The sequence below is a fragment of the Nodosilinea sp. FACHB-131 genome, assembly GCF_014695395.1.
In the GTDB taxonomy this organism is placed as follows: domain Bacteria; phylum Cyanobacteriota; class Cyanobacteriia; order Phormidesmidales; family Phormidesmidaceae; genus Nodosilinea.
On sequence record NZ_JACJOF010000038.1, the window covers coordinates 253963 to 275445 of the forward strand.

The 21483-nt window shown below is 57.0% G+C and carries 20 protein-coding genes; 11 read left to right on the forward strand and 9 right to left on the reverse strand.

What is annotated here, in order from left to right; all coding sequences use genetic code 11:
* Positions 1 to 233 precede the first annotated feature (233 nt).
* From H6F75_RS25585 to H6F75_RS25595, 3 genes are read left to right on the forward strand one after another with little or no spacing between them, the layout of a single operon-like run.
* Positions 234 to 737, forward strand: coding sequence for a lysozyme (locus H6F75_RS25585; RefSeq protein WP_279308328.1), 504 nt, complete (start codon positions 234 to 236; stop codon positions 735 to 737).
* A complete protein-coding gene (locus tag H6F75_RS25590) occupies positions 712 to 987 on the forward strand; it encodes a hypothetical protein (protein WP_190755817.1) in 276 nt (91 codons plus the stop codon). Before H6F75_RS25585 ends, H6F75_RS25590 begins: the two co-directional genes overlap by 26 nt.
* An 11-nt stretch (positions 988 to 998) precedes the next feature.
* Entirely contained in the window at positions 999 to 4844 is a 3846-nt protein-coding gene (locus H6F75_RS25595; protein WP_190755819.1) for an EAL domain-containing protein, read from the forward strand.
* Here the strand turns inward: H6F75_RS25595 and H6F75_RS25600 are convergent.
* Entirely contained in the window at positions 4798 to 5511 is a 714-nt protein-coding gene (locus tag H6F75_RS25600; protein WP_242020352.1) for a transporter substrate-binding domain-containing protein, read from the reverse strand. The two genes, H6F75_RS25595 and H6F75_RS25600, sit on opposite strands and share 47 nt — an antisense overlap.
* 139 nt (positions 5512 to 5650) lie before the next feature.
* Between H6F75_RS25600 and H6F75_RS25605 the strand changes: the two genes are divergently transcribed.
* Positions 5651 to 6088 carry a hypothetical protein gene (locus H6F75_RS25605; RefSeq protein WP_190755823.1) on the forward strand — a complete coding sequence of 146 codons (438 nt, stop codon included), beginning with the start codon at positions 5651 to 5653 and terminating at the stop codon, positions 6086 to 6088.
* A gap of 117 nt (positions 6089 to 6205) precedes the next feature.
* Complete coding sequence (locus H6F75_RS25610; protein WP_190755825.1) at positions 6206 to 6442, forward strand: ferredoxin-thioredoxin reductase variable chain; 237 nt, start codon at positions 6206 to 6208, stop codon at positions 6440 to 6442.
* Positions 6443 to 6509: 67 nt separating this feature from the next.
* On the opposite strand, the gene H6F75_RS25615 is transcribed toward H6F75_RS25610, so the two are convergent.
* The 3 genes from H6F75_RS25615 to bchM form a co-directional block, all read right to left on the reverse strand.
* The gene (locus tag H6F75_RS25615) at positions 6510 to 6737 is read right to left on the reverse strand and encodes a hypothetical protein (RefSeq protein WP_190755827.1); all 228 of its coding nucleotides are present in this window, start codon (positions 6735 to 6737) and stop codon (positions 6510 to 6512) included.
* A 137-nt stretch (positions 6738 to 6874) separates the two neighbouring features.
* The gene (locus tag H6F75_RS25620) at positions 6875 to 7267 is read right to left on the reverse strand and encodes a DUF423 domain-containing protein (RefSeq protein ID WP_190755829.1); all 393 of its coding nucleotides are present in this window, start codon (positions 7265 to 7267) and stop codon (positions 6875 to 6877) included.
* Between the two features lie 23 nt (positions 7268 to 7290).
* Entirely contained in the window at positions 7291 to 7980 is a 690-nt protein-coding gene (gene bchM / locus H6F75_RS25625) for a magnesium protoporphyrin IX methyltransferase (protein WP_190755831.1), read from the reverse strand.
* A gap of 163 nt (positions 7981 to 8143) precedes the next feature.
* Between bchM and purE the strand changes: the two genes are divergently transcribed.
* From purE to H6F75_RS25645, 4 genes are all read left to right on the forward strand, one after another.
* Positions 8144 to 8689 carry a 5-(carboxyamino)imidazole ribonucleotide mutase gene (gene purE, locus H6F75_RS25630; protein WP_190755833.1) on the forward strand — a complete coding sequence of 182 codons (546 nt, stop codon included), beginning with the start codon at positions 8144 to 8146 and terminating at the stop codon, positions 8687 to 8689.
* A gap of 436 nt (positions 8690 to 9125) precedes the next feature.
* Complete coding sequence (locus H6F75_RS25635; RefSeq protein ID WP_190755835.1) at positions 9126 to 10625, forward strand: ammonium transporter; 1500 nt, start codon at positions 9126 to 9128, stop codon at positions 10623 to 10625.
* A gap of 283 nt (positions 10626 to 10908) precedes the next feature.
* Positions 10909 to 12930, forward strand: coding sequence for a DICT sensory domain-containing protein (locus tag H6F75_RS25640; RefSeq protein WP_190755837.1), 2022 nt, complete (start codon positions 10909 to 10911; stop codon positions 12928 to 12930).
* 106 nt (positions 12931 to 13036) lie between these two features.
* The gene (locus H6F75_RS25645; RefSeq protein ID WP_190755841.1) at positions 13037 to 14338 is read left to right on the forward strand and encodes a GTPase; all 1302 of its coding nucleotides are present in this window, start codon (positions 13037 to 13039) and stop codon (positions 14336 to 14338) included.
* Here the strand turns inward: H6F75_RS25645 and H6F75_RS29075 are convergent.
* Positions 14335 to 14547, reverse strand: a complete 213-nt coding sequence (locus H6F75_RS29075; RefSeq protein WP_190755843.1) for a PTPA-CTERM sorting domain-containing protein — start codon at positions 14545 to 14547, stop codon at positions 14335 to 14337. The genes H6F75_RS25645 and H6F75_RS29075 overlap by 4 nt on opposite strands.
* A gap of 803 nt (positions 14548 to 15350) precedes the next feature.
* Here H6F75_RS29075 and H6F75_RS28640 point away from each other — a divergent pair.
* Complete coding sequence (locus H6F75_RS28640; RefSeq protein WP_347710709.1) at positions 15351 to 16799, forward strand: LuxR C-terminal-related transcriptional regulator; 1449 nt, start codon at positions 15351 to 15353, stop codon at positions 16797 to 16799.
* A 104-nt stretch (positions 16800 to 16903) separates the two neighbouring features.
* Positions 16904 to 17206, forward strand: coding sequence for a GlsB/YeaQ/YmgE family stress response membrane protein (locus H6F75_RS25660; RefSeq protein WP_190755845.1), 303 nt, complete (start codon positions 16904 to 16906; stop codon positions 17204 to 17206).
* Positions 17207 to 17208: 2 nt separating this feature from the next.
* Here the strand turns inward: H6F75_RS25660 and H6F75_RS25665 are convergent, their stop codons facing one another.
* The 4 genes from H6F75_RS25665 to thrB all read right to left on the reverse strand — a co-directional run bounded on the left by H6F75_RS25665 (position 17209) and on the right by thrB (position 21366).
* Positions 17209 to 17805, reverse strand: coding sequence for a sulfite oxidase-like oxidoreductase (locus tag H6F75_RS25665; RefSeq protein WP_190755847.1), 597 nt, complete (start codon positions 17803 to 17805; stop codon positions 17209 to 17211).
* A 48-nt stretch (positions 17806 to 17853) separates the two neighbouring features.
* Complete coding sequence (locus H6F75_RS25670; RefSeq protein WP_190755849.1) at positions 17854 to 18006, reverse strand: hypothetical protein; 153 nt, start codon at positions 18004 to 18006, stop codon at positions 17854 to 17856.
* 250 nt (positions 18007 to 18256) lie between these two features.
* Positions 18257 to 19867: an NAD(P)H-quinone oxidoreductase subunit 4 gene (locus tag H6F75_RS25675; protein WP_190755851.1), complete on the reverse strand. Its 1611-nt coding sequence runs from the start codon at positions 19865 to 19867 to the stop codon at positions 18257 to 18259.
* 575 nt (positions 19868 to 20442) lie between these two features.
* Positions 20443 to 21366: a homoserine kinase gene (thrB, locus tag H6F75_RS25680; RefSeq protein WP_190755853.1), complete on the reverse strand. Its 924-nt coding sequence runs from the start codon at positions 21364 to 21366 to the stop codon at positions 20443 to 20445.
* Positions 21367 to 21483: the final 117 nt, after the last annotated feature.

A 21483-nucleotide genomic window follows, 5' to 3' on the forward strand; every position in this document is an offset into this window, starting at 1 on the left:
TATGCGGACTGCTCCGGGGAGGTCACATGGGAACCTGGATTAAAGAAACAGACATTGCAATTTACCTGATGCAAGGGGGCTACTGGATCTCTCGCATCACCAAATATCCGTCGAGTAAAAACCCTAAGGAGCAGGTAGTCAACATTGGCAGCGTCAAGTCATGGTTTCAGCGGGATGACTACCCCCGCGCCATGACGGTGTCTATCGGTACCGGAGGGCCTGAGCCGCAGCCCATGCCGCCCGCGCCACCTCCACCGCCCCCAGGCAACACCATCAACGCCGCAGGGCTAGCGATCGTCAAGGGATTTGAGGGCCTGAGCCTCAGCGCCTACCCCGACCCCGGCACCGGCGGTGAGCCCTGGACCATTGGCTATGGCCACACCTCTTCTGCGGGGGCACCGCAGGTTGCCCGCGGGCTCACCATTACCCGAGCCGAGGCCGAAGAGATTCTCAAGCGCGACCTCAAAAAGTATGAGAAGGCCGTCTCCGACGCCGTGACTCGCACGCTGACCAGCGACCAATTTTCGGCGCTGGTGTCGTTTACCTTCAACGTCGGTCCCGGCAATTTGCAGTCGTCTACTCTGTTGAAGAAAATCAACGCCGGAGACATGGCCGGGGCGTCGGAGGAGTTTGCCAAGTGGATCTACGCTGGGGGCAACATCATGCCCGGCCTGGAGCGCCGCCGCAAGGCTGAGCGAGCCCTGTTTCGCAGTGAAAACTGGCAGCAGTTTCTCTAGCCTATTGCTGAGCGGTCTGCCCCAGCTTACGGGTAAGGACGACGAAATTGTGGCCTTCGGTGCGATCGCCCCGAGGCTTCTCTATGCTGGCGGTGGCCCAGCCCTGGTGCCACCAGAGCCACCTGTGGTTAGCTACCCTAGAACCATTAAGACCTATGAACGGTCACCCTGTAAACGGTTGCAGGGTGGGAAGAATGAGCATGGGAATGCCTTTGGTTTGCGTAGCCCCCACAGGCTGCTTCGCCCCTAGAAACGTCTTGTATGACCGATGATTGGACTGCTTCGCCTGATCCCGCTCCTGTAGTGGGTGCCCCCGATGCCCGGTCAGGCCATGGCCAAATCGGCGATTTACAGGCATCGGAGCAGCATTTTGGGGCGGTGATCGAAACTATGGCCTTGGCGGGGTTGGTGGTCGATGCCAACGGCCATATTTTGCTCTGCAATGATTACCTGCTCAACCTCACCGGCTGGCAACGCCACGAGGTTGTGGGCGGCAGCTGGCTTGAGCTTTTTATCCCCGCTGGCGATCGCCAAGCCCTGCGTGAGCTGTTTCGAGCCGCCGTGGCCCAAGGTTCGGTTTGTCATGAGACTGAAATTCTCACCCGCAGCGGCGATCGCCGCCTGATCGCCTGGAACACCACCGTTTTGACCAGCGCCGATGGCTTGGTGCAGCAGCTCACCTGCATTGGTCAAGATATTACCGATCAGCGCCAGGCTGACCCGCGTCTGCAAGACAGCAAAAGTCGCCTACAGCCGGTGTTGGCTAACCTGCCGGGGGTTGTGTTGCGCTACGTGCAGCACCCCTCTGGACCCGACGATATCACCTACGTCAGCCCCGGCTGTATGGAGATGTGGGAGCTAGAGCCCGAGCAGCTGCTTGGTCAACCCCAGCGGCTGTGGCTAACCATTCACCCTGACGATCGCAGCACCGTGCGGGGGCTGCTCCAGCATTCTGGCGCTACCCTCACCCCCTGGTTTTGCGAGTGGCGTCCGCTCACTTCCTCGGGACGACAGACCTGGCTCCAGGGCATGGGTTGGCCAGAATGTTTGGCCAACGGCGACATTGCTTGGGATATTGTCGTGCTCAATATCAGCGAAAAGGCGCGGCTTGACGCCGAACGCAAGCAAACTGAGCAGGCGCTCGTCAGCGCTAACCAGCAGATGCAGGCGTTTATCGACAATTCTCCGGCCCTAGTCAGCATCTTTGATGCCACTGGGCACTATCGGCGGGTCAATCAGGCTACCGCTGCCCAATTTGGCCTGCAGCCCGAGGATATGGTGGGGCGTTCCTTTGCCGATCTGCTGCCGCCCTCGATGGTTAGCGTTTTTATGGAGCGGGTGCAGCACCTCGTCGCCACCCAAACCCCCCTAACCGTAGAAGATAAACTACACCTTGGGGAAGAGCAGCAGGTGTTTAGCTCGGTACTATTCCCCGTGGGTGTGGAGGCTGATGGCACGCCCATTCTTGGGGCCATGGCCACCGACATTACTCCTCTCGCCCAGGCCCAAGAGGCTCTGCGCCGCCAGGCCGAAGAAGAGCATCTGATTCGCACAATCACCCAACACATTCACCAGTCCTTGGAGGTCGAGCAGATCTTGCAGACCACTGTCACCGAGGTGCGACAGTTTTTGCAGACCGACCGCGTGCTCATCTACCGCTTCAATTCCGACCTCAGCGGCACTATGACGGTCGAAGCCGTGCTTCCCCCTTGGAATGCAACGCTAGGGCTCACCGTCGGAGACACTTGCTTTCTGACTAAGCCAGGCTTGGCCCACCGCTACCGCCGAGGCCGCACCCACCACATCGACAATGTGGCTGAGGCCAATATTGACCCCTGCTACCGCGCGCTACTGACACGCTTTCAGGTGCAGGCCAATCTAACTGTGCCCATCAACTGTGGCGGCAACCTGTGGGGGCTGCTGTGCGTCCATCACTGCCGAGGACCGCGCCAGTGGCAGCCTAAAGAGCGTGCTCTACTGGCTCAGCTGGCTGACCAAGTGGCGATCGCCCTCCAGCAGAGTCAGCTACTGGCTCAGACCAGCACCCTGGCCCAGCAGGAAAAGTTGCTCAACAACATCATCAGCGCCATTAGCGACAGTCTGGATCTGGAGACGCTGCTTCAGCGGGCGGCGACTGAAATGTTGCACACCTTTGAGGCCAATCGCGGCTTGGTGATTCTCTGTCAAGCGACTGACCAGGTGTTGGTGCACACCAACACGGCCAGCACGCCGGGTTTTGATAGTTTGCGGGGGCAAGTCATTCCTATTGAGGGCAATCCCCACGCCCAGCGGGTGCTGGCTGAGGAGCTGCCGGTAGTAGTCGATGATGTCAGGGCGGAACCGACGCTGCTGCCCAACCTGGCCCTGGCTCAAAAGCTAAATATCGGGGCTATTTTAGCCGTTTCCATTCGCTATCGGGGCGTGGTCAAGGGCATCTTGAGCGTCCATCAAGGCCCTGGCCCCCGTTGCTGGAGCGAGGCCGAAATCAAGCTCATTAAGCGGTTGGCCGACCACTTGGCGATCGCCATTCACCAGGCCGAGCTCTATGCCCAGGCCCAGGTCGAGCTAGCCGAGCGCAAACGCCTAGAGGCCCAGCTGCGCTACGATGCCTCCCACGATCGCCTCACCGGGCTGCCCAACCGAACGCTGTTCTTAGAACGGCTGGCCCAGGCGCTCGATCAACTGCACTACCACTGCACCAGCCACCGTCCTCTAGTGGGCGCTACCTTTGATGACGCGTCTGACGATGCGTCCGGCCCCTGCTGCGATTCCGAGACGGATACTGGTTTCGAGTCGGTTCCCGTTTCTGAGATGCCGCAGGCTTTGCGCTGCGCGAATCGTCAGTTCGCCCTGCTGTTTCTCGACCTAGACCGCTTCAAAGTGATCAACGACAGCCTGGGTCACGCCATGGGCGATCAGCTGCTTCAGGTGGTGGCCCAGCGACTGCAAACCTGCCTGCGTCCGGCAGATGTGGCCGCTCGTTTGGGGGGCGACGAATTTGTAGTGCTGTTGTCCAACCTCAGTGATGCCGCTGTTGCTGTCAGCATGGCTCAGCGCATTCACGCCATTCTCGAAAGCCCGGTGCTGCTCCAGGGGCACGAGGTCTTCATCCACGCCAGCATTGGCATCGCCCTAAGCGCCACTACCTACACCGACCCCAACCAAATGCTGCGCGATGCCGATATCGCCATGTACAAGGCCAAGGGCGGCAACCGCGAGTACGCCATTTTTGACGCTCCCATGCACACCCTGGTGGTGCAGCAGATGGAGCTTGAAAACGACCTGCGCCGAGCCCTAGAGCGGTGTGAACTGCGGCTTTACTATCAGCCCATCATCAATTTAGCTACCGGCACGGCGCAAGGATTTGAGGCTTTGGTGCGGTGGCAGCATCCCCACCGTGGGCTGGTGCCGCCCCTCGACTTCATCCCCATTGCCGAAAATACTGGATTGATTACTGCCCTCGACCTGTGGACCCTCAACGAGGCCTGCCGTCAGCTGAGCTACTGGCATCAAGCGCTTCCCCACAGTCACCCCCTCACCGTCAGCGTCAATCTTTCTGGTAAGCAATTTGTGCGCCCTGATCTGATTCAGCAAATAGACGCTGCTCTGAGCCACAATCACCTACAGGGGCAGCACCTAAGGGTCGAAATTACCGAAAGCGTGCTGATTCAAAATGCTCAGATGGCCATTGATCTGCTCAAACAGCTGCGCCAGCGCCGCATCCAGATCTGTATGGATGATTTTGGTACCGGCTACTCATCGCTCAGCTACCTGCATCGATTTCCCATCGACGTGCTCAAAATTGACAAGTCATTTATTACCAACCTGCATCGCTCTGGCCCCAGCACGGGCGACTACGAAATTGTCAAAGCCATCATCAGCCTTGCTACCAATCTCAATTTAACGGTAGTGGCCGAGGGCATTGAGACCGCCGAGCAGGCGGTTTACCTTCAGACCCACCAGTGTCAGGGGGGGCAGGGCTATTACTTCTCTTCGCCTCTCTCGGTAGCGGATGCAACGGCGTTTATTGCCCAACTGCCTGATTCCAGCCCTGGCTCCGCTAAAACGGAAACGGTTTGTAGGGAATCCACTGGGCCCACAGCTTAGCCAGAGTGCCGTTCATAATCAGCTGATTGATGGCTTGGTTGAGGGCCTCCAGCAGTTCCCGGTTGCCCGGCAACACCCCAATGCCAAAGGGGTGCTGGGTGGGAATTTGAAAAGCCACTCGCAGGTTAGTGGTATCGGCCTCGGCAGTGAGCAGCAGCAGGGCATCACCCACCAAGGCGTCGAGCTCGGCGCGGGCTAGGGCTTGCAGCAGAGCTGGTCGGCTCTGGTCGGCTCCTTCAAAGGGTACCCACTCCAGATCGGGTAAGGCCTCGGTGAGAGTCAGGAGACTACTGCCCGCCAAGAAGCCGAGCCGCTTGCCCGCCAGGTCTTCCAGTGTACAGATGGGGCTATCTTCGCGCACTAGCACGGCCTCGTCGAAGCGGCCGTAGGGCCGGGTAAAGTCAGCCCAGGCGCGGCGATCTTGGGTAATGGCCTGGCTAAACCACACTACGTCGTAATCGCCAGTGCTGAGGGTAGGGTAAAACTCTTCGGGTGGGCAGTGAAACCACACCGGCACCAGCCCTAGCACCTCGCCCACTGCCCGAGCTACAGCCGGCTCGTAGCCCCGGCGATCGCCATCTTGCACAAAGCTCATCGGCCGGGCATCAAAATCGTTAGCAATAATGGAAAGCTGCCCAGGGCGAACGGTGGTAAAGTCCATGACCATGTAAAAGGAACGTAGGGCTATTGTGACACCAAACCCAGTCACCCCATGGGGGCTATCTCCCCTCAGCGTCGTGCGGCTTGAAATCGCTCTCTATTCGTGGAATGGTGAAGGGAGTACTGCACGTCTGCGCGAGAGTTACATGACTGTTGGTAATCCTGCTTCTGATCCGGCCTTTGAGCCCCTGCGCCAGTTTCGACCGCTGCTGCTGAAGGCCCACAAAATTTTGATGGATGCTGAGAAAGACCGCTACGAGGCCAACCACGGTGCGATCGCCAACAAGGGCGACTACCTGCGTCTGGTGCTCAACCATGAGCAATTTAGCTGGCTGCGGCCCATCTCCCAACTGATTGTGCAGATCGACGAGGTGCTGATGTCAAAACAGCCCCAGCCCTTAGAGCGCGCCCCCGAGCTGCTCAACCAGGCCCGCCACCTGCTCTATGACACCGAAATTGGCCAAGCATTTCAGGACCGCACCCAATCGGTCGCCCGCCGCGACCCCGAAATGGCTGCCATGGCCCAGCGCCTAGATGAGATCATGCAGCCCTACGGCTCTCAGTCAGGGAATAGCTCGACCTAATTGGCAGCCGCCACGTGCAAGCGCCCATCCTGTGCAAAGATAATAGGGCTACAAAAAAGCAAGTTCCCACCTGGTCACCAGGCGCTAGGGAGGATTGAGTAAGAGCGAGTGTGTGCTATGAATGTTGGCGAGCGCGTCCGAATCAAAGAGTCGGTTATTTTTTATCACCACCCGCTGCACCGCAACGAAGCCTTTGATGCCAAAGGCCTAGAGGGAGTCGTTGTGTCTATTCTCACCGACTACAAGGGCCGCCCCATCAGCCCCAACTTTCCGGTTCAGGTAGAGTTTGAGGTCGAGGGGGCTAAGCGGCCCATGCGCGCCCACCTCAAGCAAGATGAGCTAGAAATGCTCTAGGCTTGGGCGCAAGTCACTCAAAAAATATTCGGTATAGCCTCTGTTGCTCTCCTAGCCTGTCGTTCTCCTAAACGGAGCGGCGGCTAAACCAGGTCAGGAGGTTTGCCTCCGTCCGCATCTGCTCCAGATCACGCCGGTTTTCGGCGGCGATCTGGTCGTACCACTGGTAGTAGGCTTCCAGGTTGGCCCGGTGCTCGACCTCTAGGCGAAAATCTTGGGCGGCCTGCTGGAGTTCCAGGTACTCGATAACCTCCTGGGGCGTAGCCAGCGATCGCGGCGATAGGTATTCAAACATAGCGGCCCGGCGTGACACAGGGTTATCATAGCCTGCCCGCCTGGGGTGAGTGGGTGGACTCTGGATAGAGATAATTGCTCCAGCCGAAAATGTATGGTCAGCGCAGCGAGTCATCCACCCCTACACCCTCTGCCCTCTTAACCCTCTCCAGCCCCCCGTAGCCCAGCTATGGCCAGGCAGGCCCAGCCCACCATTAAAGCCGCACCGCCGATCGGGGCCACGGCCCCCAGCATGCTTTGACCCGTCAGTGCCAGGGCATAGAGGCTGCCCGAAAACACGACTGTACCGGCAATCAAAGCCCATCCCGAGGCGGCAAGCCATCCTGGAGCACCTAATCCTTGGTACCGGATTAGGGCTACCAGCAGCAGGGCCAGGGCGTGGTACATCTGGTAGCGAGCGGCGGTTTCAAACACCGTCAGCAGTCGATCGCTGAGCTGAGGTTTAAGGGCGTGGGTGGCAAAGGCCCCAGCCGCTACGGCGGTGCCGCCCAGCACCGCTGCGATCGCAATCCACAGCCGCTCTACAGTCATGGTCTCGCTCCTGCATCCACGGTCTACTGGTCTTTGACAGCTTCTAGCATGCGCGAAAAGTAAAACTGGGTCTTAGTCAACGTGCGGCGCTCAATGCGCCAACCGTCGGCCTCCAGCGCCTTCACAATGTCGGTCTCCCGGTGCAGGTAGGCGCGGGTGGTTTTGCTCGGCCCTGGGAAAAATTCACCCACCTTCTTCAGCGCGCTATAGAACAGCGTCTTGGGCGCAAAACTCATAATCAGCCGCGACTCGGCTAGAGAGCCGAGATGGCTAATCATGCCCTGCACTTTGTCCTGGGGATAGTGAATTAAGACATCTAAGCAAATTACTGTGTGATAGCGACCGGCCAATTCCTCCAGGTCTTTGACCTCAAAGGTAGGCAAGTTTTTACCCTCCAGGGCGACCTTAGCCCGCTGGCGGGCCTCCTCAACCATTTTGGCGGAGATGTCGCTGGCATAAACCTGAGCGCCTGCCTGAGCTAGGGGAATCGTCAGGCTGCCTACGCCGCAGCCCGCATCGCAACAGGTGAGCCCAGCCAAGTTGCCATCGGCTTCTAGCCAACCCATCAGCGTGTCTACTGTGCGCTGGTGGCCTTTACGAATGTCGAGCTGGACCTTATTGACTTCGCCATCGCCGTAGATGCGCTGCCAGCGGTCAAAGCCGGTGGCATTGAAGTATTCGCGGACTACGGTTTTATCGTCAGTGGCAGTCATGGGGAAGGCTTCGGAGTTTGCTAATTTCTGTAAAATTCTATGATGTTTTGCTGCGCCAAAACGGTCCGCAACGAAACTCAACCTTCCCCTGTGTCGCTGGGGTCATCGTCTAAAACCCGCCAGTGGCATGATGGGTAAGCACTTTTCGACAGCAGCGAAGGCGATGACTATCCCTGAAATTAGCCCTGACAACAGCCCTGAAATTGGCATCATTATGGGCAGCGACTCAGACTTGCCCACCATGGCTGCTGCCATTGAGATTTGTACTGAGTTTGGGGTCGCCCACGAGGTAGCTATTGTGTCGGCCCACCGCACCCCTGAGCGCATGGTTGCCTATGCCCAGAGTGCGCGCGATCGCGGCCTCAAGGTGATCATCGCTGGGGCCGGAGGGGCCGCTCACCTACCCGGTATGGTTGCCGCCCTCACCCCACTACCGGTCATCGGTGTCCCCGTAGTCAGCCGCACTATGCAAGGGCTCGATTCGCTCTATTCCATTGTGCAAATGCCAGCGGGCATTCCAGTGGCCACAGTCGCCATTGGCAATGCTACAAATGCTGGGCTGCTGGCGGTGCAGATTTTGGCCACCGATCGCCCTGCCCTACTCGATCAGGTTGCCCAATATCGCCGCGCTCTTGAAGCTTCGGTACTGGCTAAACAGCAAAAACTCGACCAGCTTGGACCCCAAGGCTACTTAGCGAATCAAGTTTAGAAGATGTCAGCCCCTTTTTTGACGGCAATGTTCCTTAAAGCATCTTTGACAAGCAATTAATTTGTAGTTAATTAACCCTATGTTTTCAGGACTACATGAGGAATGTAGCAGCCTTGTGGGGTGTTGTGTATCGCTTGATACAGATTGCTTGCCGCAGAATTGATGGAATCAACTTGTTCTATTTACACGCAAATTCCTCTGCCAATAATGTCGAAAATGTTTAGGCAGATCGGTGTGGGTTTCTAAAGGTGTTTTTCGGTTGACGTAGCTGCCATTAGAAACTTGCGACTTTTGCATATGGTTCGCAGAATGCATCTGTTCTGTGGGCCTTAGCTCCCATGCGGATTTGTCTCACCGCTATGCGGCTGAGAGCACAGATCCGAAAAGCGGTAGGCCGTGTTCACTGTCTGATTGTGTTGAAGGAACGTCTGTTGAGATGTCTAATTTAGTGTTGCGTAATCGTTCTAAGTTCCGGAGGCGGTCTAAACCCAGCTTTTGGAACGCCAATGTGCCGCCCTTTGACCAGGTGTTTAAGCGTCTGTTCGCCCGAGTTGGCGGTTGGGCTTGGGTAGCCTGTATCCCGTTAGCGTTGATCATTCTGGCCACCTGGGGAGTCGCAGCTCACGCTCAAGAGGAGCTAACTGCTGCCGATGTGCAAGTCACCCTCAACAACATTTGGGTGCTGGTCTGTGCCTTCTTGGTCATTTTCATGAACGCTGGCTTCGCTATGGTGGAGACTGGCTTTTGTCGGCAAAAGAATGCCGTCAACGTGTTGACCAAAAACCTGATTGTGTTTGCTCTAGCAACCCTAGCCTTTTGGTTCATCGGCTTTTCGCTGATGTTTGGTGCCAATGGCAATGGCTGGGTAGGCTGGGGGAGCTTCTTCCTCGGCGGTGCCCCTGAGCTATACGGTTTAGGGCCCGATGGCATCAACCTCACCAAGGATACATTCTTCTTGTTTCAGGTTGCCTTTGCCGGTACTGCTGCCACCATCGTGTCGGGGGCTGTGGCCGAGCGCATCAAGTTTGTCGATTTTCTCATCTTCAGCGTTTTGCTAACCGCTATTGCCTACCCCATCACAGGCCACTGGCTCTGGGGTGGTGGCTGGCTCGCTGAGCTTGGCTTCCATGACTTTGCTGGGTCTACCATTGTTCACTCCGTGGGCGGCTGGGCAGCTCTTATGGGGGCGGCTTTTCTTGGCCCCCGCATGGGTAAGTACAACGCCGATGGCCGAGTAAATGCTCTGCCGGGTCACAACCTGAGCATTGCAACTCTGGGTTGCCTAATTCTTTGGCTAGGCTGGTTTGGGTTTAACCCCGGTTCTCAGTTGGCAGCCGATTCAGCTGTAGCCTATATTGCCGTTACGACTAACCTGGGTGCTGCTGCCGGTGGCGTAGCCGCTACCGCTGTCTCTTGGGCAATGAGCGGCAAGCCTGACCTGTCTATGACCATCAACGGTATTCTGGCCGGTCTGGTATCGGTTACGGCTGGCTGCTTTGTCTTCGGCTATGCGGGAGCTTTCTTCGCCGGTTTGATTGGCGGCATCCTGGTGGTGTTTGCAGTCGGCTTCTTCGATAGCATCAAGATTGACGACCCTGTGGGTGCAACCTCTGTGCACCTGGTCTGCGGCGTCTGGGGCACCCTAGCTGTAGGTTTGTTTGCCAATCCTAACAACTTCACCCAGGGTGGCGAAGGCATTGCTGGTCTGTTCTACGGTGGCGGCCTAGGTCAGCTGGGGATTCAAATCCTAGGCATTTTGACCGTTGGGTTGTTTACAGTAGTGCTGTCCACCATATTCTGGCTGGTGGTTAAGTCTGTTCTGGGCCTGCGGGTTAGCGCCGAAGAAGAGATGAAAGGGCTGGACATTGGCGAGCACGGCATGGAGGCCTACAGTGGCTTTCTCAAAGACACCAGCGATATGACTGGTGTGATGTAGCTTTCTCCAAAGTGTTAGTTCTTGCCGTGGGTTAGAACCACAGTATTTAGGGCACCTGTGCAGCTTGCGCAGGTGTTTTTTTATTGCTGATCCGCTGCATAGAACAGGTATTCTGCCCTGACAAGGGCTGTTTTTGGCAAATGGTTACAATATATCTATTGGGAAAGGGGGTAGCTGGTAGGCTAGGTGAGAGTAACTGCTGCCGATGCGACCGGGTCTCCTGGGGGTTCTCTAGAGAGCGCCAGGGCAGAACCTTTGAATCGACGGTTCCCTGAACTGAACCATGAGCCATTCCACCTCTGTAGTGGAAGAATTGCTGACCGCAATTCCCCAGCTGAGACCTAGCCTCTACTTCAAAACTTCTCTAACCGCGTTGTCCCACGCGATGGAAGATCACGTGCTGGCGGGGACGGCGAAGTTTTTAGTGATTGCTAGCTTTCAGCAGGAGCGGTTTTATTTGCAGGAGGCTAACCGCTATCTGCGCATTGCTGAGTTGACCGATCAGGTCTATGTGTTGTCAGCCCTGGGTACCAGTTTTGCTAGCCGCTCTGAGAACTACGAAACGATCGCCTTTGAACCCGACGATGCCCTTACCCAGGAGTGGCATCTAGTAGTGGTGGGGGCTGACTACAGCGCCTGCTTGATCTGTCGAGAGCGATCGCCCGTACCGGCCATTGACGGCCCCCACCTCGACCAAACCCGCCGGTTTGAGGGCGTGTGGACCCAGGATCGCTACGTCAGCCAGCGGGCGGCGGATATGCTGCTCGATCGCATTACCGGGTACCGCCCTGACCTGGCCGACAAAATTGCGATCGCCCGCCAGCGCTACATCGACCCATCCCTAATGCCCACCGAACGCCTTGACGGCAGCGGCGGGCCTGATCCCTTTACTCAACGTCTGGTTACTTACCTGCAGGCCGGGCAGTACAAGCTGCTTAAAGCCTACAAAGCCATCACCGCCCAAGAGCGACGCGAGCGCTTGGTGAATTCCATTACCTCTGTGGTGCGGCAGTCGCTCAACGCCGACGAAATTTTTGCTAAAGCGGCCCAGGAACTGGGGCAGGCACTGCACGTATGCCGCTGCCTGATTTATCCCTGTAGCGCTACCGATGCCACGGTGGTGATTGCCCACCAGCACCTCAACAGCAAAGTCGAGTCGCTGCTGGGGGAGACCTGGCCCCTGGCCACCAATCCCCTGTTTGACTACATCCAAGACACCAAAGAAATTGTCGCCATCGCCGACACCCAAGACCGTGAGTCGCCCTTTCACTATGAGCTAGAGGCTATTCGGCCCCTGCTTGAGCGGTGGCAGATTCAGTCGTGGCTAATTGTGCCCCTCACCTATCAGGGCCGCCTGGTGGGCATGATTGAGCTGCACCACTGCCTACCCCAGCCCTACGAATGGAGCGAAGACGATACGGCCCTGGTGGATGCGATCGCCACCCAGCTCAGCGTAGCCATCATTCAGGCTGAGGCTTACGCTAACCTGCAGGATCTCAACCAGCAGCTCGAAGCCCTCGATCGCACCCGGGCCAACCTGATCGCCATTACCGGTCACGAGCTCCGCACTCCCCTCTCGACTATTCAGGTCTGTCTCGAAAGCCTGGCCACCGAGCCCGACATGCCCAACGAGCTGCGCCAGATTATGCTGCAGTCGGCCCTCGAAGATGCCGAGCGCATGCGCAAGCTGGTGCAAGATTTTCTCACCCTATCGCGGCTGGAAAGCGGTCGCGTCGAGTGGAACCTGGAGTCGCTCTCTATTCAAGAGTGCGTCGATTTGGCCCTCAGCAGCATCCACAGCAGCCAGGACAGTGCTGCCACGCCTGCGATTAAAGTCAAGATTCCTAAACAGGTGCCGCTGGTGCGCGCCGACGGCGAGTGGCTAGTCGAGGTGCTGGCTAAACTACTCGACAACGCCCAAAAATTCACTCCTACCACCGGCAAAATCACCATTCAGGTGACTCGCTCTAGCCCTACCCACCTGCAAGTTACCGTAGCCGACACCGGGCGTGGCATTGAGCCTAGCCGCCTGCATGTGGTGTTCGATCGCTTTTATCAAGAAGAAGGGGCGCTGCGGCGAACCACCGGCGGTACGGGGCTGGGGCTGGCCATGTGCCGTCAAATTGTCGAGGGGCTGGGGGGCACGATCTGGGCCGAATCTGAGGGTAAAAACAAGGGTAGTCAGTTTCACTTCACCGTCCCCATTGCCCAAGGTAAGCTCGACAGCCGCAGCAATCGCTCTACCGGGGCCAAAAAACAGCCCGCTACCCTGCCCGGCAATCCCTCTGTGCTGCTCGATGATTAGGGCTCAGCGATGTCTCAGTGCCCTGCTGTTGGGCTACTAAGGCTGCTGACGGGGGCAAGGGCATGGCATGATGGCCGTATCTGATCCGCGAAATTCGAGTCTGGGTATGGGCGACTCTCCACAACCTAATCCCTCCAACGACAGCTCGTCGTGGGCTTCTCCAGTGCTGGAAGCCTGGCAGCTGCTGCGCGATCGCATCGGTCAGCTCCGACCTGACCAGCAGCTCAGCCGCTGGTTTAACATCGATGACGACAAAGTGGTCGAAATCCTGGCGGCGGTGCGCGAGCAGTTGCCCACCACTGAAGCCCTGCTGATTGGCAAACCCCAGGCCGGCAAAAGCTCCATTGTGCGGGGGTTGACCGGGGTTTCAGCCGATATTATCGGGCAGGGTTTCAAGCCCCACACCCAGAACACCCAGCGCTACGCCTACCCCTCCGAAGATCTGCCCCTGCTGATCTTTACCGATACCGTAGGGCTAGGGGATGTGACCCAGGCCACCGAGGCCATCATTGCCGAGCTAGTCAACAATCTCAACAGTGAGACCCGTACGGCCCGCATTTTGGTGTTGACGGTCAAAATCAACGATTTTGCCACCGACACTCTGCGCCAAATCGCTGCTCGTCTGCGTCAGCAGTTTCCTACCGTGCCCTGCCTGCTGGTGGTCACCTCCAGCCATGAGGTTTATCCGCCAGCACTGGACAATCACCCGCCCTACCCGCCCGAGCTTGAGGCCGTGCATCGTCCTTTTCAAGCGGTGCAGGCCAACTTTGAGGGATTGGTCGATCGCACTGTGCTGATCGACTTCACCCTGGACGAAGACGGCTTTGACCCTGTGTTCTACGGCCTCGACGCGATGCGCGACGCCCTAGCCGACCTGCTGCCCGAGGCCGAGGCCCAGGCGCTTTACCAACTGCTGGACGAGCAGGCCGAGGCCACCAATCAGTTAGGTAACCTCTACCGTGACGTGGGGCGACACTATATGTCAGCCTTTGCCATCATGGCCGCTACCCTAGCGGCGGTGCCCCTACCCTTTGCCACTATGCCGGTGCTGACAGCGCTTCAGGTTTCCATGGTGGTGCTGTTGGGCAAGCTCTACGGCCAAACCCTGAGCCCTTCCCAAGCTGGCGGCCTGATTAGCGCGATCGCAGGTGGCTTTTTTGCCCAAGCCGTCGGGCGAGAGCTGATCAAATTTGTCCCCGGCTTTGGCAGCGTGATTGCGGCCTCCTGGGCCTTCGCCTATACCTGGGCGCTAGGAGAAGGAGCCTGCGTTTACTTCGGCGACCTGATGGGAGGCAAAAAGCCTGACCCTAAAAAGATTCAGACTGCTATGCAAGAAGCTTTCACTGCGGCTAAAGATCGCTTCAAAGGCAGCGCTTCAGAAACTAGCCTATCTGATCCCAACGCCTAGCGCCGTGTTTTATCTGCTCGACCGTCCTCACGGCGCTGGCGCAGAGCTGCCAAACCCATGCCCACTAGTCCAGGCAGCAGCGCCGGGGTCGGTACAGGGGTGGGCCCAGGGGTTGGTTCCACCTCCAGATCAATTTTGAAACCCAGCTGCCCAGGAATTAGGGTGAGGTTGGGCTGATCCACTGGGGCAAAGCCTAGTGGAAAAACCACATCAATCCAATTGTCTGCCACCCGTGTAATCACCGGGTTGTTACTAAAAGCCAAGCTGCTTGCGAGAGGTGTAACCGTAAAGCCAGTCACTCTGTTCTGGCCTGGCAAACCAAAGCTGGGTGCCTTAAATCTATAGATGTCATCCCCAGAAGTGACATTGCCAAATAGAGAATTTAGGGTAAACGAGATCGAGTTGTTACCGAGATTAATATCCCAAATGCCACCAAATCGGCTTAATTCAGGGTCGGTGGTATCTGAGCTAACCACAACATCGATGGGTCCCTGCTCAATAGGCACACTTCCTCCGTAGGGAATCTTTGTTGATGTCCCAGGGAATACGAGAAAGTTCTCGGCAGTAACTTGGCTATTCAGTGAGAACGCTTGAGCAGAGTTTGTCCACGAGATACCTAGAGTCAGAGCGACACCGACCCCAAGGCCGACGCCTATGAGTCTCTCCTTCATCTGCTTCTCCAGAACGGGGGCTTTAAACAACTACGAGAGGCAGATGCACAATCCGGGTGACTCGCGGGCAAACTTGCGGCTTTAGCGCGGTTCATACTCCGCTCACGTTCTAGCAAAAAACACGGAGATAGGACTTAGACCAGGTCAGAAAGTTTACCGTTTCTTGACAGACCTATCAGTATTTGCAGGCGATCGCCCCCGCGGTGAAACCATGGCGGTAAACCAAACTTTTCAGAAATTTGGCTGGGCAATTTGACACAAAAGCTCTCAGGCGTGTCAACCGATACAGTGTATCAACCGAGTTCAATTCAACCTATAGACAGAAAATCTCAGGAAGGCCCGTGACTGCTGCTCCCGCAGGTGTGGAAAGCCCCAGCGTTGATTTGCCTAACCAAACTCGGCTGCTGCTCGATTTGCAGCGGGTTAATAGAATTGCCCAACGGCTGTCGGGATGCCTCGATGTAGAGACCATTGCCCGGTGCATAACCAATGGGTTGGTCGACCAGTTTGGCTGCGCATTTGCTCGGATCTGGGTTGTAGAACCGGAGCAAACTGCTCTCCGACTGGTGGCCTCTTCGGGGTTATACACCCACACCAACGGCTTCTTTGCGCGAGTGCCTATGGGGGCCTATAAGGTTGGTAAGATTGCCCAAAACCGAGTTCCCTTTCTCAGCAATCGCCTAGCCGAAGAAGCCTGGGTTAAGGATCGAGACTGGGCGATCGCCAACAATATCCAGGGGTTTGCGGGCTATCCGCTGATGACCGGCGATCGCGTCATTGGCGTGCTGGCAACCTTTAGTCGCAGCCCCATGGCAGCCGAGTTTTTAGAGGTATTGCAGGTGCTCTGCATGACTGCCACCATTGCCCTCGACGCGGCGCTGAGCGTTGAAACCAAATCCATGGGCTCAGCGGCCGTCTTGGCCCAGCGCTCCACCCTATCTGACCAACTGGCAACAATTTTGAAGACTACCACGATGGCGTTGGTGGGTACCGAAATGGCGCTGCCAGCTTCTATGAGCCACGTCTTTGTGCAGTTAGCTGAGCTACTGGACGAGTTTAACTGTGACTATGCTCGGCTGGTCTACGGTGCGACCGACGTCGTGTTGGAAGCGATCGTAGCGATACCGACTGCCGATGGAGCCCAAGCTGCTGCCGATGCGGTGGCTCAGTGGCGATCGCGCTGTCACCAACTGCGGTTTATGGCTACCTGCCTGGGGGGCAGCCTACAAACCCAGCCTGGCCCCCAGCAGCAGATGGTGCAAATTACTCTGCAAACTCCCTACACCAGCGGGCGGCTAGGGGCGAAGGTCAGTATTCAGTGCTCCACAGCCCTGGTGCAGGTAGCCCTTACCTGCATGGCCTACAAGGCTCGGCTGACGGTGTGCGACCCCTTTGATCCGGAGGCCGTCGTGATTACCGACAGCGAACCTACTGCTCAGGGGGCGACCTGCACTATCTGGGTGCGAGTTAAGGCGTTGCCACCACCGTCGGCTCAGGCGGTGATCGATTGGACGATAGATGTTGAGCAACTGCGACAGGTTGTCCAGCGGGTTAGCCAGGGGCAACCGGTGGAAGCAACCTCCAGCGACCCTAGCTACCCGCGTCCGTCTGAGCGAGAGCGAGAGATTATGGCGCTGCTGGCACAGGGGCTGCGCGATCGAGACATTGCCGCCCGCCTCTACATCAGCGAGAGTACGGTAAAGTTCCACATCAACAATAGCCTCACCAAGCTACAGGCGAAGAACCGCTACCAGGCCGTCTACCAAGCCGCCATCCAAGGGTGGATCTAACCACAAATAGCTCCAAGGCCCGAGCCCCAAGGATTTCGGCAGATGCGAAATGGGTACAGTAACTCTACACGTGAGCCAGACACCTAGCTTCAGGAGCGCGACCAATGGATGATCTGATTAGCCTTCTCGTTCAAATTCTCATTGCCATGGCCTGCGCGTGCGCCGCCAATATCTTGGTACCTAGACAAGTGCCCGGCAAGCTATTTGGCCTCGTGCTGATTGGCCTGATCGGCGTATTTGTCGGGCAGTGGGTCGCCGACTATCTGCTTCAGCAATACAGCTTTAGCCTGCCCTGGCTGACCTGGAGCTTCCAGGGCGTACCGCTGGTGCCATCGATCATCGGTTCGACCATTGTGCTCTATATAGTCACAGCGTTTTTAAGTTGGGGCCGCTATGGCAATCGGTAGGGCTAGCGATCGCTGTAGCGCTCTTCCGCCCACGGTTCGCCCCGCTCGTGATAGCCGTTGCGCTCCCAAAAACCCAGGGCCGGGGCCGCAAGAAACTCCACGCCGCTGATCCATTTGGCGCTCTTCCAGGCGTAAAGGTGGGGCACCACTAGACGCATAGGACCACCATGCTCGGCAGGCAAAGGCTCACCTTCTAGAGTGTGGGCAAAAAAGTTTTTGGGTAGAACAAAGTCGGCCAGGGTTAGGTTGGTGGTATAGCCACCGTAGCAGTGCAGCATGACGTGGGTTGCCTCGGGCTCGATCGCCAACTGCTCCATTACGTCAGTGACGTGCACGCCGCGCCAGGTTACATCCAGCTTTGACCAGGTCGTCACGCAGTGAAAGTCAGCGGTGAACTCCGCCTGGGGCAGTGCCATCATTTCGTCCCAGGTAAAGGTTTTAGCCTGGGCTAGGCCTGTGATGCTTAAGGTCCAGTCGGCCTGAGCAACGTGGGGCGTCTCGCCGTAGGTGAGCACCGGAAAACCCTTAGCCAAATGCTGACCGGGGGGAACGCGATCGGCTAGCTCCGCGCCTGGTTTGTGGAAAAACTTGCCGGCCATGGTGCCTCGCAAATTAGGGCACCTCTATTGTTACCCAGATCTGAGTTCCTAGGCAGCGCGATCGCGAATTAGGCGCTTCAACCAGTGGCGCGATCGCACGTCTACGTAGGCTTTACAGCTAGAGCACCGGCGGATACCGCGCACCCCAATGCGCAGTAGTTGGCGATTGTTGCAGTGAGGACAGGGGCGTTGCTGAGCCATAACTTATCTGGAGAAGAACTGCACCTAACAAAATTGGTCGCGTAGGGGAGGTGCGCCCGTCATAGACCGATCTAGAGCACCATCGCTCTATCATCATTGTGACGGTTTGCCCTTGCCTGTTAGAGTGCCCAGAGACAGAGCCTAAATTGTCTATGGGCTTACCTTCGCAATGGCATTGCCCCAAAAAAACGCTGCACCCTAGCCCTGAGGCCAGAGTGCAGCGTCAATTAACTGACTAACCCGTCTGGGTCTAGTCGATTTGAGCGGCCAGAACAGTGGGCAGTTCAGCCACTGTCACCTGAGGAGCCACTAACACATGGGCGTAAAGCGACGAGGTTGGGGCCGATGCTAACAGGGTATGTTGCACACGGCTAGCCACTTCAACAGTCTTGGCATCGTAAACCTGAGTGGCCAGCTTGGGATAGAGACCAATCCCAATGATTGGTACCAGCAGACAGGCCGCTACGAAAGCTTCACGGGGGCGAATATCGATGATATTGGGCACCTTGGCCACCACCTTGCCCGCGTCACCGTAGAAAATGCGGCGCAGCATAGAGAGCAGGTAAATGGGCGACAGCACCACGCCGACAGCAGCACCAACAATAACTACGGTCTTAAAGGTCGTGCTGTAGACATCGCTGGTAGCCATACCGAGGAACACCGCGATCTCGCTGACAAACCCGCTCATGCCGGGCAGGGCCAGAGACGCCATCGAAGCAGCGGTAAAGAACGCAAAGCTGGTGGGCATCTTGCGGGCTATACCACCCATCTCATCCATGTCGAGGGTGTGGGTGCGCTCGTAGGTCACCCCAGACAAAAAGAACATCACCGCTGCAATCAGTCCGTGGGAAATCATTTGCAGCATAGCGCCACTCATCCCTAAGGTCGTGAAAGCCGAGCAACCGATGAGTACAAAGCCCATATGGGCTACCGACGAGTAGGCCATGCGGCGTTTGAGGTTATCTTGGCCGAAGGCAGTCATCGAGGCATAAATTACGTTGATTACGCCAAGGATAGCCAGCACGGGGGCGAAGTAGAGATGTGCGTCGGGTAGCATCTCAATATTCATGCGAATCAGGCCATAGCCTGCCATCTTTAGCAGTACCCCAGCCAAGATCATTGATACAGCAGCGGGGGCTTCGCTGTGGGCATCAGGTAGCCAGGTGTGCAGCGGAAAAATTGGCAATTTGACCGCAAAGGCTACTAAGAAAGCTGCGTAGACCAGGAGCTGGAAGGTTAAGCTGTAGTCTTTTTGGGCCAGCTCCGTCAGGTTAAAGGTAACGGTATCGCCATAGAAAGCCATGGCCAAGGCTGCCACCAAAATGAAGACAGAACCAATGGCAGTGTAGAGAATAAATTTAGTTGCAGCATAGAGGCGTTTTTTGCCGCCCCAAATGGAAATCAGCAGGTAAACCGGCACCAGCTCTAATTCCCACATCAAAAAGAACATCACCAGATCCTGGGCCAAAAAGACCCCAACCTGGGCGCTGTACATCACCAGCAGCAGGCTGAAGTAGAGGCGAGGACGGTGGGTGATATTCCACGACGCCAAAATAGCTAGGGTTGTCACCAGACCACTCAGCACCACCAGCGGCATGGCCAGGCCATCGGCCCCGAGTGACCAAGTGATGCCGACTTGGGGTACCCAGTCATAGCGTTCTACCAGCTGTAGGCCGGGCTGGTTGAGATTGTAAAAGTTAATAAACGTGTAGAGAATTAGCGAAAACTCGATGAAGCCAATGCCCAGGGCGTACCAGCGCAGAGTTTGCCCGTTGCGATTGGGCAGCACCGGTATCGGCAAAATCGCCAGTAAAGGCAATAGAACTAGGGTCGTTAGCCACGGAAATTGCTCGGTTAGCATGACAATTCGCGTGAGTAGTACTACAGAAACAGCCAGCGCATTCAGATTCCGGTTTTAGTGTCTGATTCGAGGCGGACACACACCCATGCGTAGACATCCAGAGAAGACGAGCTACAAATGCTGTTCGCGGCGGCCTACCCTAGGCAGGAGGTCGGAGGACTTCAGCGAGCGAGTCGGAGCCTAAAAGGCACGACGAAGTAACAAACCGGACTGCAAGATCGATAGAGAGATATACCTATCTTCGCGCCCGTCCCCAGTATAGGAAACTTAATAAACATTTGATAAGTAATTTCTGCCCAAAATTGCAAAATATTGATGTCTTAAGGGCTGCTGTGAAGGCTGCACAAGCATTTCAGGCGCTTTTCACACTTGAATTAATTGAAGTAAACACTCACATTTAGATAAGTCAATACCTAAAACGTTACATTTGCCCGCGCTCGTCTGGACCGCAGGCGGAACGTCGTAGCCTCATGGGCGGGATTCCTATGGCCTCAAGAAGTCTTAATTTACTGAGCTGTCAGTCGGGACACAGCTCCAACACTTTGCAATCTGTAGGGGCTAGTGGTCCAGTGTGGCTAGACCGGGTTTACCTGAGCTCCAGTGGTTTCTAGGCTGAGCACGTGGGTCGTGGCCGACTGCCCAGCACTGGCCCAAGCCTTGGCCATGGCGTCACCCACTGCAGCGCTTTGGTCGACAGGTGTGAGGGCTAGCAGCGTGGGGCCAGCACCACTAATGACTAGGCCATAGGCCCCGGCCTCGACTGCGGCGGTTGAGACAGCCTCATAGCCGGGAATTAGAGACTGTCGATAGGGCTGGTGGATGCGATCGCCCAAGGCCACCCGCAGCCAGTCGCCCCGGCCGCTCTCTAGCCCTCGCAGCAGGAGTCCCAGGTGAGCAGTATTGAAGATGGCATCGGCCCGGCTGTAGCTGGTGGGTAAGACCTGGCGGGCGGCGGCGGTCGAGAGTTCAAAGTCGGGCACAATCACCACCGGCACAATATCGGAGTGCCAGGGGATCGGGCATAGGGTAGCGGTACTGTCAGCATTGCCGACCGCTAGCTGGCAGCCTCCAACTAAAGCAGGCACGACGTTGTCGGGGTGGCCTTCTAGGGCGATCGCCATCTCCACTACAGCCGACTGCTCGAGGGGCCGTTCGCATAGCGCATTGGCCCCCAGCAGCCCGCCCACAATTGCGGTAGACGAGCTGCCCAGTCCGCGCGCCAGTGGAACAGCCAGATCAATAGCAATCTCTACTGCTGGCACCGCCAGCCCCTGCTGCTGATAAAAGTGGGCAAAGGCTTTGTAGACCAGGTTAGAGCCGTCCGTCACCACTCGGTCGGCCTCTGACCCGCTCACCGCGATCGCAACTGTTCCCGCCGCCTGATCAAGGGCCGTAAAGCGAAAGCGATTGTAGAGCGTCAGCGCTGCCCCCAGACAGTCGAAGCCGGGGCCAATGTTGGCGGTGGTGGCGGGCACAGTAACAGAGATCGGTGTTGACACCACAAAAGCCTCCGGCAGGCATGGAACATTTAGGCCAAGGATAGTATCACTTTTTGAGAAGCCTCTGTCAGACTGAAAGTAAGGCCAGGGGGTGAATAGGTCGCGAGTATGGGAAAT

Coding starts and splice junctions, on each gene's coding strand:
- H6F75_RS25585 (WP_279308328.1), top strand. CDS start 234: ATGCCGCCCGCGCCACCTCCACCGCCCCCAGGCAACACCATCAACGCC.
- H6F75_RS25595 (WP_190755819.1), top strand. CDS start 999: ATGACCGATGATTGGACTGCTTCGCCTGATCCCGCTCCTGTAGTGGGT.
- H6F75_RS25600 (WP_242020352.1), bottom strand. CDS start 5,511: ATGGTCATGGACTTTACCACCGTTCGCCCTGGGCAGCTTTCCATTATT.
- H6F75_RS25605 (WP_190755823.1), top strand. CDS start 5,651: ATGACTGTTGGTAATCCTGCTTCTGATCCGGCCTTTGAGCCCCTGCGC.
- H6F75_RS25610 (WP_190755825.1), top strand. CDS start 6,206: ATGAATGTTGGCGAGCGCGTCCGAATCAAAGAGTCGGTTATTTTTTAT.
- H6F75_RS25615 (WP_190755827.1), bottom strand. CDS start 6,737: ATGTTTGAATACCTATCGCCGCGATCGCTGGCTACGCCCCAGGAGGTT.
- H6F75_RS25620 (WP_190755829.1), bottom strand. CDS start 7,267: ATGACTGTAGAGCGGCTGTGGATTGCGATCGCAGCGGTGCTGGGCGGC.
- bchM (WP_190755831.1), bottom strand. CDS start 7,980: ATGACTGCCACTGACGATAAAACCGTAGTCCGCGAATACTTCAATGCC.
- purE (WP_190755833.1), top strand. CDS start 8,144: ATGACTATCCCTGAAATTAGCCCTGACAACAGCCCTGAAATTGGCATC.
- H6F75_RS25635 (WP_190755835.1), top strand. CDS start 9,126: ATGTCTAATTTAGTGTTGCGTAATCGTTCTAAGTTCCGGAGGCGGTCT.
- H6F75_RS25640 (WP_190755837.1), top strand. CDS start 10,909: ATGAGCCATTCCACCTCTGTAGTGGAAGAATTGCTGACCGCAATTCCC.
- H6F75_RS25645 (WP_190755841.1), top strand. CDS start 13,037: ATGGGCGACTCTCCACAACCTAATCCCTCCAACGACAGCTCGTCGTGG.
- H6F75_RS25660 (WP_190755845.1), top strand. CDS start 16,904: ATGGATGATCTGATTAGCCTTCTCGTTCAAATTCTCATTGCCATGGCC.
- H6F75_RS25665 (WP_190755847.1), bottom strand. CDS start 17,805: ATGGCCGGCAAGTTTTTCCACAAACCAGGCGCGGAGCTAGCCGATCGC.
- H6F75_RS25670 (WP_190755849.1), bottom strand. CDS start 18,006: ATGGCTCAGCAACGCCCCTGTCCTCACTGCAACAATCGCCAACTACTG.
- H6F75_RS25675 (WP_190755851.1), bottom strand. CDS start 19,867: ATGCTAACCGAGCAATTTCCGTGGCTAACGACCCTAGTTCTATTGCCT.